Source organism: Pararhizobium sp. LjRoot235, assembly GCF_964254145.1.
Taxonomy (GTDB): domain Bacteria; phylum Pseudomonadota; class Alphaproteobacteria; order Rhizobiales; family Rhizobiaceae; genus Pararhizobium.
On record NZ_CAXUSP020000001.1, the window covers coordinates 2,154,189 to 2,169,794 of the forward strand.

The 15,606-nt window shown below is 60.3% G+C and carries 15 protein-coding genes and 1 riboswitch; of the genes, 9 read left to right on the forward strand and 6 right to left on the reverse strand.

Features of this window, described 5'->3' with window-relative positions; translation table 11 throughout:
- Positions 1–59 precede the first annotated feature (59 nt).
- Together ACSQ2Z_RS10245 and bluB are read left to right on the forward strand one after the other, a co-directional pair.
- Positions 60–881 carry an SDR family oxidoreductase gene (locus tag ACSQ2Z_RS10245; protein ID WP_436081103.1) on the forward strand — a complete coding sequence of 274 codons (822 nt, stop codon included), beginning with the start codon at positions 60–62 and terminating at the stop codon, positions 879–881.
- Between the two features lie 42 nt (positions 882–923).
- A riboswitch (cobalamin riboswitch) is annotated at positions 924–1,136 on the forward strand.
- Positions 1,137–1,180: 44 nt separating this feature from the next.
- Positions 1,181–1,873 carry a 5,6-dimethylbenzimidazole synthase gene (bluB, locus tag ACSQ2Z_RS10250; protein WP_436081104.1) on the forward strand — a complete coding sequence of 231 codons (693 nt, stop codon included), beginning with the start codon at positions 1,181–1,183 and terminating at the stop codon, positions 1,871–1,873.
- Here bluB and ACSQ2Z_RS10255 read toward each other — a convergent pair whose 3' ends face one another.
- From ACSQ2Z_RS10255 to ACSQ2Z_RS10270, 4 genes are all read right to left on the reverse strand, one after another.
- The gene (locus ACSQ2Z_RS10255) at positions 1,874–2,896 is read right to left on the reverse strand and encodes a DUF2865 domain-containing protein (protein WP_436083045.1); all 1,023 of its coding nucleotides are present in this window, start codon (positions 2,894–2,896) and stop codon (positions 1,874–1,876) included.
- A 238-nt stretch (positions 2,897–3,134) separates the two neighbouring features.
- Complete coding sequence (locus tag ACSQ2Z_RS10260) at positions 3,135–3,779, reverse strand: acyl-homoserine-lactone synthase (RefSeq protein WP_436081105.1); 645 nt, start codon at positions 3,777–3,779, stop codon at positions 3,135–3,137.
- 199 nt (positions 3,780–3,978) lie between these two features.
- The gene (locus ACSQ2Z_RS10265; protein WP_436081106.1) at positions 3,979–4,716 is read right to left on the reverse strand and encodes a LuxR C-terminal-related transcriptional regulator; all 738 of its coding nucleotides are present in this window, start codon (positions 4,714–4,716) and stop codon (positions 3,979–3,981) included.
- Positions 4,717–4,890: 174 nt separating this feature from the next.
- Entirely contained in the window at positions 4,891–7,203 is a 2,313-nt protein-coding gene (locus tag ACSQ2Z_RS10270) for an NADP-dependent malic enzyme (RefSeq protein ID WP_436081107.1), read from the reverse strand.
- A 190-nt stretch (positions 7,204–7,393) separates the two neighbouring features.
- On the opposite strand from ACSQ2Z_RS10270, the gene ACSQ2Z_RS10275 reads away from it, so the two are divergent.
- Positions 7,394–8,233, forward strand: a complete 840-nt coding sequence (locus ACSQ2Z_RS10275) for a UDP-2,3-diacylglucosamine diphosphatase (protein ID WP_436081108.1) — start codon at positions 7,394–7,396, stop codon at positions 8,231–8,233.
- A 92-nt stretch (positions 8,234–8,325) separates the two neighbouring features.
- Positions 8,326–9,546: an MFS transporter gene (locus ACSQ2Z_RS10280; RefSeq protein ID WP_436081109.1), complete on the forward strand. Its 1,221-nt coding sequence runs from the start codon at positions 8,326–8,328 to the stop codon at positions 9,544–9,546.
- On the opposite strand, the gene dgcA is transcribed toward ACSQ2Z_RS10280, so the two are convergent.
- On the reverse strand, positions 9,498–10,481 hold the full coding sequence (gene dgcA, locus ACSQ2Z_RS10285) for an N-acetyl-D-Glu racemase DgcA (protein ID WP_436081110.1): 984 nt from the start codon (positions 10,479–10,481) through the stop codon (positions 9,498–9,500). The two genes, ACSQ2Z_RS10280 and dgcA, sit on opposite strands and share 49 nt — an antisense overlap.
- 142 nt (positions 10,482–10,623) lie before the next feature.
- Here dgcA and ACSQ2Z_RS10290 point away from each other — a divergent pair, with 142 nt between their 5' ends.
- From ACSQ2Z_RS10290 to ACSQ2Z_RS10305, 4 genes are all read left to right on the forward strand, one after another.
- Positions 10,624–11,769, forward strand: coding sequence for an MlaE family lipid ABC transporter permease subunit (locus ACSQ2Z_RS10290; RefSeq protein ID WP_436081111.1), 1,146 nt, complete (start codon positions 10,624–10,626; stop codon positions 11,767–11,769).
- Between the two features lie 17 nt (positions 11,770–11,786).
- Positions 11,787–12,602: an ABC transporter ATP-binding protein gene (locus tag ACSQ2Z_RS10295; RefSeq protein ID WP_436081112.1), complete on the forward strand. Its 816-nt coding sequence runs from the start codon at positions 11,787–11,789 to the stop codon at positions 12,600–12,602.
- 66 nt (positions 12,603–12,668) lie between these two features.
- Entirely contained in the window at positions 12,669–14,039 is a 1,371-nt protein-coding gene (locus tag ACSQ2Z_RS10300; RefSeq protein WP_436081113.1) for an MlaD family protein, read from the forward strand.
- Between the two features lie 202 nt (positions 14,040–14,241).
- Complete coding sequence (locus ACSQ2Z_RS10305; protein ID WP_436081114.1) at positions 14,242–14,856, forward strand: ABC-type transport auxiliary lipoprotein family protein; 615 nt, start codon at positions 14,242–14,244, stop codon at positions 14,854–14,856.
- On the opposite strand, the gene ACSQ2Z_RS10310 is transcribed toward ACSQ2Z_RS10305, so the two are convergent.
- Positions 14,857–15,120 (reverse strand): BON domain-containing protein, encoded by a 264-nt coding sequence (locus ACSQ2Z_RS10310; protein ID WP_436081115.1) that lies wholly within the window; start codon positions 15,118–15,120, stop codon positions 14,857–14,859. It abuts the gene before it with no gap.
- A 158-nt stretch (positions 15,121–15,278) separates the two neighbouring features.
- Here ACSQ2Z_RS10310 and ACSQ2Z_RS10315 point away from each other — a divergent pair, with 158 nt between their 5' ends.
- Positions 15,279–15,536, forward strand: coding sequence for a hypothetical protein (locus tag ACSQ2Z_RS10315; protein ID WP_436081116.1), 258 nt, complete (start codon positions 15,279–15,281; stop codon positions 15,534–15,536).
- Positions 15,537–15,606: the final 70 nt, after the last annotated feature.

Sequence of the window (15,606 nt, forward strand, 5' to 3'; positions counted from 1 at the left end):
TCGTCCGGTTCCGGGCGGACGTTTTTCCGGTCATGGATATCAAAAAATGGAGGAACGGAATGAGCAAGGATTATGGGCAGCTCGACGGCAAGATTGCCATCGTGACCGGTGGCACGCAGGGGCTCGGGGCGACGATTGCGGCGCTGTTTGCCGAGCGGGGAGCTGCAGGCATCGTCATCTGTGGGCGCAATGCCGCGAAAGGCGAGGCCAAGGCGGCCGAGATCGGTAAGGCGACGGGTACCAAACTGGTGTACGTACAGGCCGATCTCGGAAAGGTGGAGGATGCTCGCAAGGTGGTCGCCGCCTGTGACGCGCAGTTCGGCCGTGTCGACGCACTGGTGAATGCGGCTGCGATTACCGACCGCGGCACCATCCTCGATACAAGCCCGGAACTGTTCGACCGCATGTTCGCCGTCAACGTGCGTGCGCCGTTCTTCCTGATGCAGGAGACGATCAAGATCATGCGGCGGGAAAAGATCGAGGGAACGATCGTCAATATCGGTTCGATGTCGGCCAAGGCCGGCCAGCCCTTCATTTCCGCCTATTGCGCTTCCAAGGGGGCGCTGGAAACGCTGACCAAGAACACCGCCTATGCGGTGCTGCGTAACCGCATCCGCGTCAATGGCCTCAACATCGGCTGGATGGCGTCGGAAGGCGAGGATCGCATCCAGCGCGAGTTTCACGGGGCTGCCAGCGACTGGCTTGAAAAGGCGGCCGCAAGCCAGCCTTTCGGCCGTCTGGTCGATCCTGCCGAAGTGGCGCGGGCCTGTGCCTATCTGTCGTCGGCCGAATCCGGCCTGATGACCGGATCGGTCATCTGCTTCGACCAGTCGATCTGGGGCGCCTATGATGGTTCGCCGCATCCGATTGCCGCCTTGTAAAGAGAACAGGCGGGGCCGCTTGCATTCGGCGGCCCACTATGCCTTTATCGGTTTGGTTCAGGTGCCTGCGAAAGCGGGAGAATCGGGAATCCGGTGAAAGTCCGGGACGTGCCCAACGCTGTGACGGGGACGGCTCTGCTATAATGAATTTCTGATTATTTTCAGAATTCTGCCACTGAATCCTCATGTGATTTGGGAAGGCGGCAAGGCCGGTCGATCCGCAGTCAGAAGACCGGCCTGACGAGATAGACCAGCCCCGCGCGGACGGCGGGAGGTTTCGCATTGTTGGGGATCAAACGATGCAAACGGAACCGCAAGACCGCCTTGTCAGGGCGGAGGCATTTTCATCGGACGAGCGCGCCGCCGTCTACCGCGCCATCGAGACCCGCCGCGACGTGCGGGATCAGTTCCTGCCGACGCCGTTGCCGGATGACGTGATCGCTCGGCTGCTTGCCGCGGCCCACAGCGCGCCATCAGTCGGCTTCATGCAGCCATGGAACTTCATTGTCGTGCGCGATGAAGACAGGCGCCGGAAGGTGTTTGAAGCCTTTCGGCGGGCCAATGAGGAGGCGGCGCTGATGTTCGAGGGGGCCGCGCGCGATACCTATCGTTCACTCAAGCTCGAGGGTATCCGTAAGGCGCCGGTGAGTGTCTGCATCACCTGCGACCCGACCCGTGCCGGAAAGGTCGTTCTCGGCCGGACACATAATCCGCGCATGGATGCGTTTTCGACGGTCTGCGCGGTGCAGAACCTTTGGCTTGCCGCGCGGGCCGAAGGCGTCGGTGTCGGCTGGGTCAGCATTTTCCATGAGCGCGACATCAAGGCAGTTCTCGGCATACCAGATCACATCGAGATCATTGCCTGGCTTTGCCTCGGCTATGTCGATCAGCTCTACGCGGAACCCGAACTGGCGATCAAGGGCTGGCGGCAGCGTCTGCCGCTCGACGAGCTGGTCTTTGCCGACGCCTGGGGGATCAAACCGGGCGAGTGATCAGTTGGGCTGCTGCGGCTGGTATCCCGGGCCGGCCGGATGCATCAGGTCGATCGACGATTCCTGAGAGGGCAGGAAGCGCGGTCCGACAACGCGTACCTTGCTGTTCTGCGGGTCATAGGGGCGGTCCTCAACCAAAGCTCTTGCCTGCGTCGTGCCAGCCTTGCGGGTTCGGATTTCAAGAACGCCGCTGCTGTCTGCCGGCATGCTCTGGTTCGTCGCGGTCTGACGGGCGGGCGTACAACCGCACCGACCGGGCTGAGCGAGGTCACGCGTCTTATAGGCGAAGGCCGTCGGCAGTTCGATATAGGGCTCGCCGGTGGACGCCGAGACCATCTGATCAGTCTCTTCAGTCGCAAACGCATGGTAATACAGCGCCGTTTCCGCACCTGGGCATCGGCGCTGGCAAGCCTCGGCATCGCGCTGGAAATCCGCGGGTGTGGCGCTCGACGAGATCGGGAAGAAAGCGCCGTCGCAGGTGCGAACGCATAGCGTCCGCAGGCTGCCGCCATTGTCAGCGTTCAGCCGGGTGAAATCGGAGACATCGGCACCGCCGCGCAAGGCCGGGTCGTTTTCGCCGATCGGCGGCAGGTCTCTGAGAATGTTACGGTGGATTTCGGGCTCTTCCGCCGCTGCCCTCAGGATTTCATCCTGTTCCTCGGCGCAGCGATTGACATCGAGGGCTGCCATGATCCGGCGGCGACTGATGTCGACGTCGCCACCTGCAGCAAGGTGGCGGCGAGCCTTCAGCGTTTCGAGATCGCTCTCCAGCCGAGCGATCATCTTGCCCAGACTTGCGCAGTCGTCGGCATTCGGGTTGCCGACGATGACTACGCTGCCAGAATTGCATCCGAGACGCCGCCTGTCGCCGCGCGCCTTGCGCAGGTCGAGATTCTGCCGTGAAATGGCGCCGATATAATCGCGCACATTCGCGTTGGAGGCGACGATCTTCGGGAGGTTCGACAGGCGCGCATTCAGCCGGTCACAGACAGCCGAGGCGTCGGCTGTGGCCGTCATGACCATAAGAAGCGGAGCAATAAGCACCGCGAAGCGGACTGAACGGAAAATCACTGCATTTCTCGTTTGAGCGAACCGGCAATCTAGCGGGTGCGGCGGCCCGCACCTCAAAGCCATGCGCCATCATACCGCCATTCGAACGAGGTGCAACGCAGTCTGATTGCCAGCGTTAACGCAATGCCCGGAATTCCGCTATCTGGCCGGAGAGCCGCGATCGCGGCCCTCCAGGAGTGTGTTGTCTATGTCATGCCGCCCGCGCTGTCTCAAGCGACATCGGCGTTTCCAGAACCGGCCCGCCGATTTCGGCAACGGCTTTCATCCTCTCCAGCAGGTCGGTCGTCACCTCCCAGGCGACGGCGACCGCATAGACGGAGCCGATGCGCTGCGGTTCACCGATCCGCTCGCCGGGGCAACCCATGCGGCGGAACATCCGCTCGAGGAAGACATCCGTCACGGTGACGATGTGGCTGAGGCCGGAGGACAGTCCGAGTTCGCCGACGCCGCACATCAGTTCCGCGGCGGCGATCGTCACCTGATTGGAACCGCGATCCTGCGAAATCTCCGGGTCGATGCAGAAACGGCTGGATTCCCATATGGAGGCGCTGCGGACCTCAGGATTGTCGCCGAGCAGGATCGGGAAAGTGTCGTCGAGCATGTTTGGCCCAAGTGTCGGAAGCAGCCGCAGCGCACCGCGCAGGCGGCCGGTCTGGTCCGAGTAAGACAGGACGTAGAGCGGGTTGGCGTCATCATAGTGGTCGATCTCCCAATCGCCGTGCACCGACACGTCCCATTTCAGCAGATCATGGAAAACGCGCTTGCGCAGCCTGAACATGGCGTCAATATCCTGGGGGTATTGTTTGCGGCTGTTGCGGTTAAAAATCCTGATCATTTTTTTGCTCCTGTGATCGCCAATGCGAGGAGCAAATGCTGTCAGTGATCGGCGGCCGGCAAAACTGTCGGTAGTGACAGGTTTCGAATGCACGCTGATATGTGGTGAAATGCAGTGCGTCCTTTCGGACGCACTGAGTTGGCGATTGCGGGACCAGAAATGGGTTGCAGGCGGCGTGGGATGAGGCCGCTTCGCGCAGTCAGAAAGTCGGGATAAGGTCGCGCCGGACGGCCTGGGCGACAGCCTGCGTGTTGGAGACGACGTTCAGCTTGCGGCGGGCATTGGTCATGAAGAAGCGGACTGTCCGCTCGGAGATGCCGAGGATGGTGCCGATTTCCCAGTAGCTCTTGCCGGCCGCTGCCCAGCCGAGCACTTCGGTCTCCCGATGGGTCAGTGTTTCGTTACCATGCTCCGAAAGGTGGATCCTGTCGTCGTTTTCCAGGAGAGAAGCATGAAAAAGATTGGCGAGCAGCTGGAAATCACGCAGATGGCAGCGCCGGTAGGCTGGCCAATCTTCAGCGGGGACATCGGCATGAATCGCTAAAAAGGCGAGGCGGCGTGTCGGTGTCGCGAGCGGCAGGGTCACTCCATCGACACCAAGCCCGAGTTGCGCCGCTGCGGCAAAGAGCGGCTCGCTTTCGGGGTGAAGCGCGCGGGCGGTTGCCCAGTCCACCGGCCTGACGCCACCCATGATCGAGCGAAGGACCGGGTCGATCCGCGGAAATCCTTCATCAATATAGGTTCTGGCTATACTGGCGTTGAAGGTATGGTGGAGCCTGTGTACGACGAAGCCCGATGTTAATATATCAACATCGGCGTAAAGTAGATTTGCAATACTGAAAGTGCTGCGCATCAGGGCGAAAAACCGTTTTGCTTCAACGAGTTTCTCGTTTTCCATAATGTCCAGCAGGTCAAAGAACGCCTGTTGGTCAGTCATGTTGCAAATACCCTGTTATTTAAAGGTATTTTACCATGATAACTGTTTTCGCTCTTTGTCTAGTGCAATCTTTGGTTAATGTTAAGTTTCCAAATATTTCAATTAAAAGTAGTACTTTTGAGCAGATTTATTGTATCGATTGAGCCGGTTCCGGTCCGGCTCAGTCGATCTGCCTCACGCCGGATGCGAGGCTTCCACCACAGCGAGTGCCGCCATATTGACGACACCGCGCGAGGTGACGGACGGCGACAGGATGTGGGCGGGCAGGGCGGTACCAAGAAGGATCGGGCCGACATGCAGGCTGTCGGTCATGGTCTTGACGACGCCGAGCGTGATATTGGCCGCATCGAGATTGGGAAAGACAAGCAGGTTGGCTTCTCCGGTCAGCGTGCTGTTGGGCATGACACGTTTGCGCAGAATTTCCGAAATCGCGGAATCGCCGTGCATTTCGCCATCGACCTCGAGATCCGGCGCCAGTTCATGCACGATCTGCATCGCCTTGCGCATCTTGGACGCGCTGTCTGAATCCCGTGATCCGAAATTCGAATGCGAAACGAGGGCGGCGCGCGGCGTGATGCCGAAGCGGCGGATTTCCTGGGCGGCCATGATCGTCTTCTGGGCGATCTCCTCCGCCGTCGGATCGAAGGTCACGTAAGTATCGGTCAGGAAGGTGGTGCCGCGCTGCGAGATCAACAGGCTGAGCGCCGAGAAATCGAGCACGCCTTCGCGCTTGCCGATGATCTGTGAAACGGCGCGCAGATGGGTGCTGTAGCGGCCTTCGACACCGCAGATCAGCGCGTCGGCTTCACCACGCCGGACGGCGAGGGCGCCGATGACGGTCTGGTTGGTTCTGACGATCGTGCGAGCCGCTTCCGGAATGACGCCAAGGCGGCCGACCAGCGAGAAATACTCATCGACATAGTCACGGAATCGCGGATCGCCTTCCGGATTGACCACCTCGAAGTCGGTGTCCGGGCGGATACGCAGACCGTAGCGCTTCAGGCGCGTCTCGATGATCTGCGGGCGGCCAATCAGGATCGGGCGGGCCGTGTCTTCTTCCAGGAGCACCTGGGCTGCGCGCAGCACACGCTCATCCTCACCTTCGGAGAAGATCACCCGGTTCTTCTGGGCGTTCTTGGCTGCGGCGAAGATCGGCTTCATGATGAAGCCGGACCGGAAGACGAAGCGGTTGAGCTGATCGAGATAGGCGTCGAAATCGGTGATCGGCCGGTTGGCAACGCCGCTTTCGGCGGCAGCCTTGGCGACAGCCGGCGCGATGCGCAGGATCAGACGCTGGTCGAAGGGCGAGGGAATGAGGTAGTCCGGGCCGAAGACCGGCGTTTCGCCGGAATAGGCGCGCGCGGCGACATCTGACGGCTCTTCTCGGGCAAGGGCTGCGATGGCCCGCACCGCGGCCATCTTCATTTCCTCGTTGATCGTGCGGGCGCCGCAATCGAGCGCGCCGCGGAAGATGTACGGGAAACACAGGACGTTATTGACCTGGTTCGGGAAGTCCGATCGTCCGGTGCAGATCATTGCGTCGGGCCGAGCGGCACGGGCAACTTCCGGCATGATCTCCGGATTGGGGTTGGCAAGCGCCATGATGAGTGGTTTTTCGGCCATCTGCACCAGCAGTTCCGGCTTCAGAACGCCGGCTGCGGACAGGCCGAGGAAGACGTCGGCACCGGCGATGCTGTCAGCGAGGACACGGTTGGCGCTGTCCTGCGCATAGACCGACTTCCACTGGTCCATCAGCACTTCGCGGCCGACATAGACGAGGCCTTCGAGATCGTGCACCCAGATGTTTTCGCGCCGGGCGCCGAGCGTAACGAGGAGATTGAGGCAGGCAAGGGCTGCCGCCCCTGCGCCGGACGTGACGATCTTTGCCTTGGCGATATCCTTGCCGGCGAGTTCGAGGCCGTTGAGAATGGCCGCGGCGACGATGATTGCTGTACCATGCTGGTCATCGTGGAAGACCGGGATATCCATCTTGTCGCGGAGCTGGCGCTCGACCTCGAAGCATTCCGGCGCCTTGATATCCTCAAGGTTTATGCCACCGAAGGTAGGCTCCAGCGCTGCGACGACATTGACCATCTGATCGATCTCGGGCGCGGCGATCTCAATATCGAACACATCGATGCCGGCGAATTTCTTGAACAGGACGGCCTTGCCTTCCATGACGGGCTTGGAAGCGAGCGGGCCGATATTGCCAAGGCCGAGGACCGCCGAACCGTTGGAAACGACGGCGACCAGATTGGCACGGGCCGTGTAATCGGCGGCAGTCGACGGATCGTCGCGGATGGCAAGGCAGGGGGCTGCGACGCCCGGTGAATAGGCGAGCGCCAGGTCGCGCTGGTTGCCGAGCGGCTTGGTCGGCTGGATTTCAAGCTTGCCGGGACGCGGATAGCGATGGAAGAACAGCGCCTGTTCGTCGAGATCGCCGCTTGCTGGAACCGTCGGGGTCTTGGCTTTGTCGCCGGTGCTCATATTCGTGAATCCTTCCCTTTGCGTCGCGGCTCTTTTTGCACGAAACGGACGCCCCGTACAGTTTTGAACGACCTGATTGCCCTTGGTTTTCCGCAACCGCAAAATGGCCGATCCACATACTGTCATTTTCCTGAAACAAGAGTCTGTTTTTGACAGGGGTAAGAGAGGCCCGAAAGATCCGCGAGGCAACATGACCGCGAAAGAACAAGACCCAGCCATTCGCCGTTTCAGGACCCTGTTCATTTCCGATGTGCATCTGGGATCGAAAGCGGCCAAGACCGACTATCTTCTGGATTTCCTGCGTGTCACCGAGGCCGAGACGATCATCCTGGTCGGCGACATCGTCGATGGCTGGCGGTTGAAACGCAGCTGGTATTGGCCGCAGGCATGCAACGACGTCGTCCAGAAGCTGTTGCGCAAAGCCCGCAAGGGCAGCCGCATCATCTACATTCCCGGCAATCACGACGAATTCCTGCGCGATTTCCCCGGCGTGCATTTCGGCGGCATCGAGGTTGCCCAACGGCATATCCACGAGGGAGCCGATGGAAAGACATATCTGGTGCTGCATGGCGATGAATTCGATGTCGTGGTGCGCAACGCGCGGCTGCTCGCCTATCTCGGTGACTGGGCCTATGACATGGCGATCCTCATCAATATCGGGCTGTCGGCCGTCCGCCGCCGCGTTGGTCTGCCCTACTGGTCGTTTTCGGCCTGGGCGAAACTGCAAGTCAAGCATGCGGTCAATTTCATCGGCGAGTTCCAGCGGGTGGTCGCCGACGAGGCGCGGCGGGAAAATGCCGATGGCGTCATCTGTGGTCACATCCATCATGCGGTGATGGAGGATGTCGGCGGCGTCCGCTATATCAACACCGGCGACTGGGTCGAAAGCTGCACGGCGATCGCCGAGCATCATGACGGCACGATGGAGCTGATCACCTGGCGTGAATTGAGCGGCGTTCCTGCCGTTCGCGAGGATACGACCGAGATCGAGGCGATGATGGCGCGGGCTCTTTCGCAACAGGCGGCATAAAAACAGCCGCGCAACGACTGTAGGGAAATCTAGCTTCTAGCGCCGCTTGGTGGCGCTGTGATAAGTCATGGACGCATTCATCAGGTCCTTCCATGATTCCCTCGTCTCCGCCTCGTTATCACGAGGATGCGCCGGCTTATTTCGTGCCGCGCATCGCCTTGCTCTTCTGTGCGCCATTGATCGTCAACGGTTTTGCCATGCCGTATTTTCCGGTGTGGCTCAGCACGCTTTCCCTCAGCGATGCCGAGATCGGCATCATTCTGGCGTTGCCGATGTTCGTGCGCGTTATCACGGCACCGCTGGTCGGGCTTCTGGCCGACAGGATCGGTGAGCGGGCCAGCGTGCTCATCTGGTCGGCGGTGCTGTCGCTGCTGACGGCGCTGGCGCTGTTCGTTTCCCATAGTTTCTGGTTCGTGCTGATCATCTACGCGCTGCAGGGCGGCGCCTATTCGCCCTACCTGCCGATCGTCGAGGCCGTCGCCCTGACCGGCGTGCGACGCTGGGGGTTCGACTACGCGAGCATGCGCCTGTGGGGTTCCGTCGCCTTCATCGGTGCGACGATGTTCGGGGGCGTCATGATCGGTGTCTATGGCGGCGCAATGGTGGTGCCCGCCATGGCCGGCGGCTTCCTGCTGATGATCCTGTCGACCTTCATTGCGCCCCGTGTCGGCCGCCCGCGGCGACCATCCACGCTGACGACGCTGACCGAACCGCCGCCCAAAGCCTTGCGCAAACTCGACCTGCAATTGCTTCTGATCGGGGTCACTTTGGTCAACAGCAGCCACGCGATGCTGTTTGCCTTCTCGGCGATCTACTGGCAGCACATCGGCTTCAGCGGCACGCAGATTGGTCTGTTATGGAGCGCCGGCGTCGCGGCCGAAGTCGTGATGTTTGCCTGCGCCAAGACGATCATCCGGCGTTTCAGCCTGTGGACGATGATCTTTGCCGGATGTGGCCTTGCCGTCGTGCGCTGGATCATCTTTCCGATGGAACTTGGTTTCTCCGGCTATTTCGTCCTGCAGTGTTTTCACGCCTTCACCTATGCGATCATGCATACGGGCATGCAGAACATGCTGGTCCAGCGGGTGTCCGAAGAGCAGGAGGCGTCCGCGCAGGGGCTGTATTTCTTCTATACCGGCGTATTCTCGGCGACCTTCACGTTTGCGTCGGGCTATTTCTATACCTGGTTCGGGGTCCACGGTTTCTATTCGATGTCCGTCGTGGCGCTGATCGGCTGCAGCTCGGCCTTGACCGCCTGGTATCTTCAGCCCCAGAGAGCGGGAATAGGTGGAAGGACCAGCGAGGCCTCATAGCGCAGGCCGGGCTCGCGGTCGCGGGCGAGAAGCAACGGTCCGTCGAGGTCTACGAATTCGGCGCCTTGCGCCAGAAGAATAGCCGGTGCCATGCCGAGCGAGGTACCGACCATGCAGCCGACCATGATCTTGAGGTTCAAGACACGCGCCGCATCGCGCATGCGCAGCGCTTCCGTCAGCCCGCCCGTCTTGTCAAGCTTGATATTTACGGCATCGTAGAGCCCGACGAGCTTCGGCAAGTCTTCGGTCTTGTGTACGCTTTCGTCGGCGCAGACCGGAACGGGACGGGATACGGACGCCAGCAGGCCGTCATGCCCTGCGGGAAGCGGTTGTTCGATGAGAGTGACGCCCGCTTTGGCGCAGACGGCGAAATGATGGGTGAGATTTGCCTCCGTCCAGCCCTCATTGGCATCGAGAATGATGGCGCAGTCCGGTGCCGCGGCACGCACCGCTCGAATGCGGGAAGCATCGTCAGCGGTGCCGATCTTGACCTTGAGCAGTGCCCGGTGTGCGTAGTGCGCGGCTTGGCTTGCCATGGCCTCCGGTTCGCCGAGCGAGATCGTATACGCCGTCGTCAGCGGCTGCGGTTCCCCGAGATTTGCTATAGCGAAGACGTGCTTGCCCGATGTTTTTGCTTCGAGATCCCAGAGCGCGCAGTCGACGGCGTTGCGTGCCGCACCGGCCTTCATCGCGCTGAGCAAGTCGTTGCGGCCAAGACCCGCCTCGATTTTCGGGCGGATCACTTCGATTTCGGCCATCACGCTGTCGACGGTCTCGTCGTAGCGACCATAGGGCACGCATTCGCCGATGCCGGCAAAGCCGCCTTCAGCGATGCGGCAGGTCACGACGGAGGCTGTCGTCTTGCTGCCGCGAGAAATCGTGAAGCTGCCGGCGATCGGAAAATGTTCAATGGCGGTCTCGAGCGAACGTGTCATCGGTGTCTCCTGTGACATCCATATCGCAGCGGCCAACCGTTTGTTTCAGAAATGTTTCAATCGGTGACAGATGAGGCTCGAGCGGTTATGAGTCGCTGACCTTTTTATCAAATGCAGCTATCTCCGGAAGACAAGAACAGACGTGACGCCTTCGCAAACGAAAACCGACGCCGACGTGCAGCTCGACGAGGCTGGCAAGACCGGAACCCGGATCTACCGGTTTAGCGGTGATTGGCGCAGCGCGACTGTACACACGATCACGCAGCGACTGGGCGAGCTGTCATCAGAGGATGGCAGACCAGCCGAGTTCGACCTTAGCCGTGTCACGGCCATGGACACAGCGGGCGCATGGCTCATCCGCCGCCTGATGACGCGCGTGGGCGGTCAGGTCAAGCTGACTGGCGACAAGCCGCGCTATGTCGAGCTTCTCGGCGCCTTGCCAGAGGAATTGCCCGAGCCGACCGAGGATAACGCGGGCCGCGGCTCCCGCTTTACCCGGTTCTTCGCGCCTGTCGGTGAGGCTGTGATGTCAGCCTGGGAAGACACGGTTGCGGCGATGTTCATTCTCGGCTCCGCGGTTCGGGGCGCGCAACTGAAGCTTGGACGCCACAGCGGCCTTTCGCCGGCCGCGATCGTCAACCAGATCGATCGCATGGGCGTTCAGGCCGTGCCGATCATCACGCTGATGTCCTTCCTGATCGGGGCGATCATCGCTCAGCAGGGTGCTTTCCAGCTGCGCTATTTCGGCGCTGAACTTTTCGTCGTTGATCTGGTCGGTATCCTGCAACTGCGCGAAATCGGTGTGCTGTTGACAGCAATCATGATCGCCGGCCGGTCCGGCAGCGCCATCACCGCCGAAATCGGCTCGATGAAGATGCGTGAAGAGATAGACGCGCTCAAGGTGATGGGGCTAAGCCCGATCGGCGTGCTGGTATTTCCGCGGCTCGTTGCGCTTACGGTGGCGCTGCCGCTTTTGACCATCATCGCCAACTTTGCCGCACTGACGGGCGCAGCCGTCGTCGCCTGGAGTTATTCCGGCATCACCTTTGCGACCTTCCTCGCCCGGCTGCAGGAGGCGATCGATTTTTCCTCCGTGCTGGCCGGTATGATCAAGGCGCCCTTCATGGCGCTGATCATCGGCGTCGTCGCCGCGGTGGAAGGCCTGAAAGTCGGCGGCAGTGCCGAATCGCTCGGCAGGCACGTCACGCAATCGGTGGTGAAGTCGATCTTCGTGGTCATCCTTGTCGACGGCTTGTTTGCGATGTTTTACGCGTCGATCGATTTCTGATGGAAGAGGCTTTTACGGTGGAACCGACAGATGATGATACGGCGGGCCGCACAAACGGCGCGGAGACCGTTCTGGCCGTCCGAGATCTGACTGTCGGCTTCGGCGCCAACATCGTGCTCGACAAGCTCAATCTTGACATCTATCGCGGCGAAATCCTCGGTTTCGTAGGCGCTTCGGGCACCGGCAAATCGGTGCTGATGCGCACGGTGCTGCGTCTGCTCCCGCGCCGCTCCGGCTCGATCAAGATCCTCGGTGTCGAATATGACGAGGTCAGCGAAGAGGAGCGCATGAAACTCGATATGCGCCTCGGTGTTCTCTTTCAGCATGGTGCCCTGTTTTCCTCGCTGACCGTGCTGGAAAATATCCAGGTGCCGATGCGGGAATATCTGAACCTGCCGCAGGACCTGATGGACGAACTGGCGCGGTTGAAAATCGACATGGTAGGCCTGGCGCCAGAGGCGGCGGACAAGTTTCCCTCCGAGCTCTCCGGCGGCATGATCAAACGCGCGGCGCTTGCCCGCGCGCTCGCGCTCGACCCCGACCTGGTTTTCCTCGATGAGCCGACCTCAGGGCTCGATCCGATCGGCGCTGCGGAGTTCGACAACCTGATTGCCAAACTGCGCGACACCCTGGGTTTGACGGTGTATATGGTGACTCACGATCTCGACAGCCTGTTTTCGGTCTGCGACCGGATCGCGGTACTGGGGCAGAAGCGGGTCCTGGTCGAGGGCACGATCGAGGACATGCTCGCCTGTGAGGACGATTGGGTGAAGTCCTATTTCCGGGGCAAACGTGCACGCTCAATTGTCCGTGACGACAAAAGGGCATCCTGACCGCGCCATGATTTTGATTGAAGCAAGGAACCGCGTGCGCGGCTTCCCTGAAGGACACCGGTAGCAATGGAAACAAAAGCCAATTACGCCATCGTCGGTTTTTTCACCGTCATGGTCATCTTCGCGGCCTTCGGCTTCGTCTACTGGATGTCGCAATATGGCCGCAGCGGCCAGATGGTGGAACTGGTGATCAGCATTCCGGGCTCGGCCAATGGGTTGAGCGTCGGCTCTCCCGTGCGGTTCAACGGTATTCCCGTCGGTTCGGTCCGCAGCTTGGCAATCAATGCCAACGACCCCCGCTTTTCCGTCGCCGTAACCGAGGTCTCCGCCGAGGCGCCCGTTCTCAAATCGACGACCGCAACGCTTGAAATCCAGGGGCTGACCGGTGCTGCCTATATTGAGCTCAGCGGCGGCAACAGGGGCGAGGAAAACATCCTGAAGAAGGCGCTCGAGGAGGGCAAGCCGGCGCAGCTGCAGGCCGATCAGTCCAGCGTCACGAGCCTTCTCGCAACTGCCGACAAGATCATGGATCGGGCGAACAATGCGATCGGCGATATTCAGGGGTTCGTCAAGGATGTCCGCGGTCCGCTGACCAGCACGATCTCCAATGCTGACCGCTTCACCCGAGCCCTGGCTGACAACTCGGAAGGTATCGACGAGTTCCTGAAGAGCGTCAGCGCCCTCTCGACCTCGATTACGGCGGCAGCCGGCAAGCTCGATTCGACGCTGACGTCAGCCGAAGCGCTGGTGAGATCCGTCGATACGAAGAAGGTTGATCACATCATCAGCGATGTCGAGAAGATGAGCAATGAGCTGAGCGCGGCATCCAGCAGCGTGGCCGACACCATAGCCAGCTTCAAGAAGACGGCCGAGACCTATCAGCGGTTTGGCGAGAATGCGACCGCGACGCTTAGCCGTGTCGATACCCTGATTGCAGCCGTCGACAGCCAGAAGGTGACCGGCGTCGTCAATGATGTGTCAGCGGCAAGCGCTGACGCACGCAAGACTGCCGCTTCCATCAGCGAACTGGCAGATCGGATCAGGGGCCGTCAGACCGATATAGACCAGACGATTACCGACGTTACCCAGCTGGCCAACAAGCTGAATGCCGCATCGAGCCGCGTCGATGGTATTCTGGTCAAGATCGACGGCTTCCTCGGCGATGCCGACGCGCCTTCCTTATCGGCCGATGCCCGTGCAACGCTCGCCTCCTTCCGCAAGATGGTCGACAATCTGAACGCGCAAATCGCACCGATCGCTGACAATTGGAAACGGTTCTCCGGCTCGGGGCTGCGGGACGTCGAGACGCTGGTTGGCGAGACGCGGCGGGCGATCCAAAACCTCGACACGACAATCTCGACTTTCGATAGGAATCCGCAACGACTGTTGTTCGGAGGCGAGACCGTCAAGCAGTATGACGGCCGCACACGCCGCTAAGCCCAGTTCTGTTTCTTGTTCGATATTTCCCGCTGATTTAGCGCGCGAATCGCGTATGGCTGCCCAAGCGTCAATTGTGCGTGGCAAGGCTGCAAGCCCTGTCGGAATTTTGCCGTGTCTGGGTAGGCTTGGCAGCTTTTTGGCTTGTTTTGACTAGATGAGCGTTTAAGTTGCTGCTGATTGGCGAGGGATAGTGTTTGAAATGAATTTTCCCGGTGTTTCGTGTGATCGAAAGGCAGGATTGCTCCGGGCCTGCATTCTTCTTTCCCTGACGGCCGCAATGTCGGCCTGCGCCAGCAAGGCCGCCAATGACACCTATAGTCTTTCCACCGCGCCAGTCATCAAGGCACCATCGTCCACCGCCAAGCAAATCCTCGTTCCCGATCCGACCGCACTGAAGGCGCTCGACAGCGATCAAGTCGTCATCCGGCTATCCAACTCGGAAATCCAGTTTCTGGCAAAATCCCAATGGAGTGACCGCCTGCCGAAGATGGTGCAGGCGAAACTGGTGCAAACTTTCGAAAATACCGGCAAGGTCGCTGGCGTCGGCAAGCCGGGCGAGGGGCTCGCGATCGACTATCAGGTGATCACGAACATCCGCGCGTTTGAAATCGCGACGCAAGGCGCCGACACGGCGGTCGTCGAGATTTTCGCCAAGATTCTCAATGATCGCAACGGCACGGTCATTGCGCAGAAAGCATTTAAAGCAACGCTGCCCGTGAGTGGTAGTGGAAACCCGGCCTTTGTCGCCGCGCTCGATGGGGCCTTTGCGCAGGTGGCTGCTGATATCGTTGCCTGGACGCTGACGACGATCTGATCAGGCGACCGCAATTCTGTTGACGATTTCAGCGACCCCTTCGACCGTCCTTGCGGCCTCTTCGGCCCTTTCAACCTCTTCGATCGTCGAAACGGTACCGGTCAACAGGATCGTGTTTCCCTTGGAGACCACCGAGACATCCGAGGCATCGAGCCCGGAAACCGTTGCCAGGCAATTGGCGACGCGCGTCTCCAGGTCCGCCTGGTCCTGCGGAAAGAATTCTTCCGGTGTCTTGCCGTAAAATGTACGCTCCTTGAAGATCATGGCTTCAGGTCTCCACTCTCGGTTCACGCACAGAACAACGCACATGCCGGGCTTTTGTTCGGCCCTGTTCCATTCGAAACAGCGCAGATAAGGGCTTCGTGAGATTGTTGGGTCACTGGATGAGACGACCTCATCAGCAACCGACAGAGGAGAAAAGCATGCGCAAGTTCATCATTTCCGCCACCGTCGCTGCAATCGCAGCTATCTCGTTTGCAGCTCCGTCGTACGCCGGCGGTTATGGTCACCACCACGGTCATCATCGCCATCACGGCTACTATCATGGCGGTTTCTCGATCGGCTTCTATGACGGCGGCTATTACGGCGGCTACTATGAACCGTCCTGCTACATCAAGAAGGTGAAGCGCTGGGACCGCTGGGGCAACCTGCGCATCAAGCGGATCCAGATCTGCGACTAATGCGCAGGCGTTCCTCTCAACGAAAAAATCCGACCGTTTGCGCGGCCGGGTTTTTCGTTGGGATAACAGG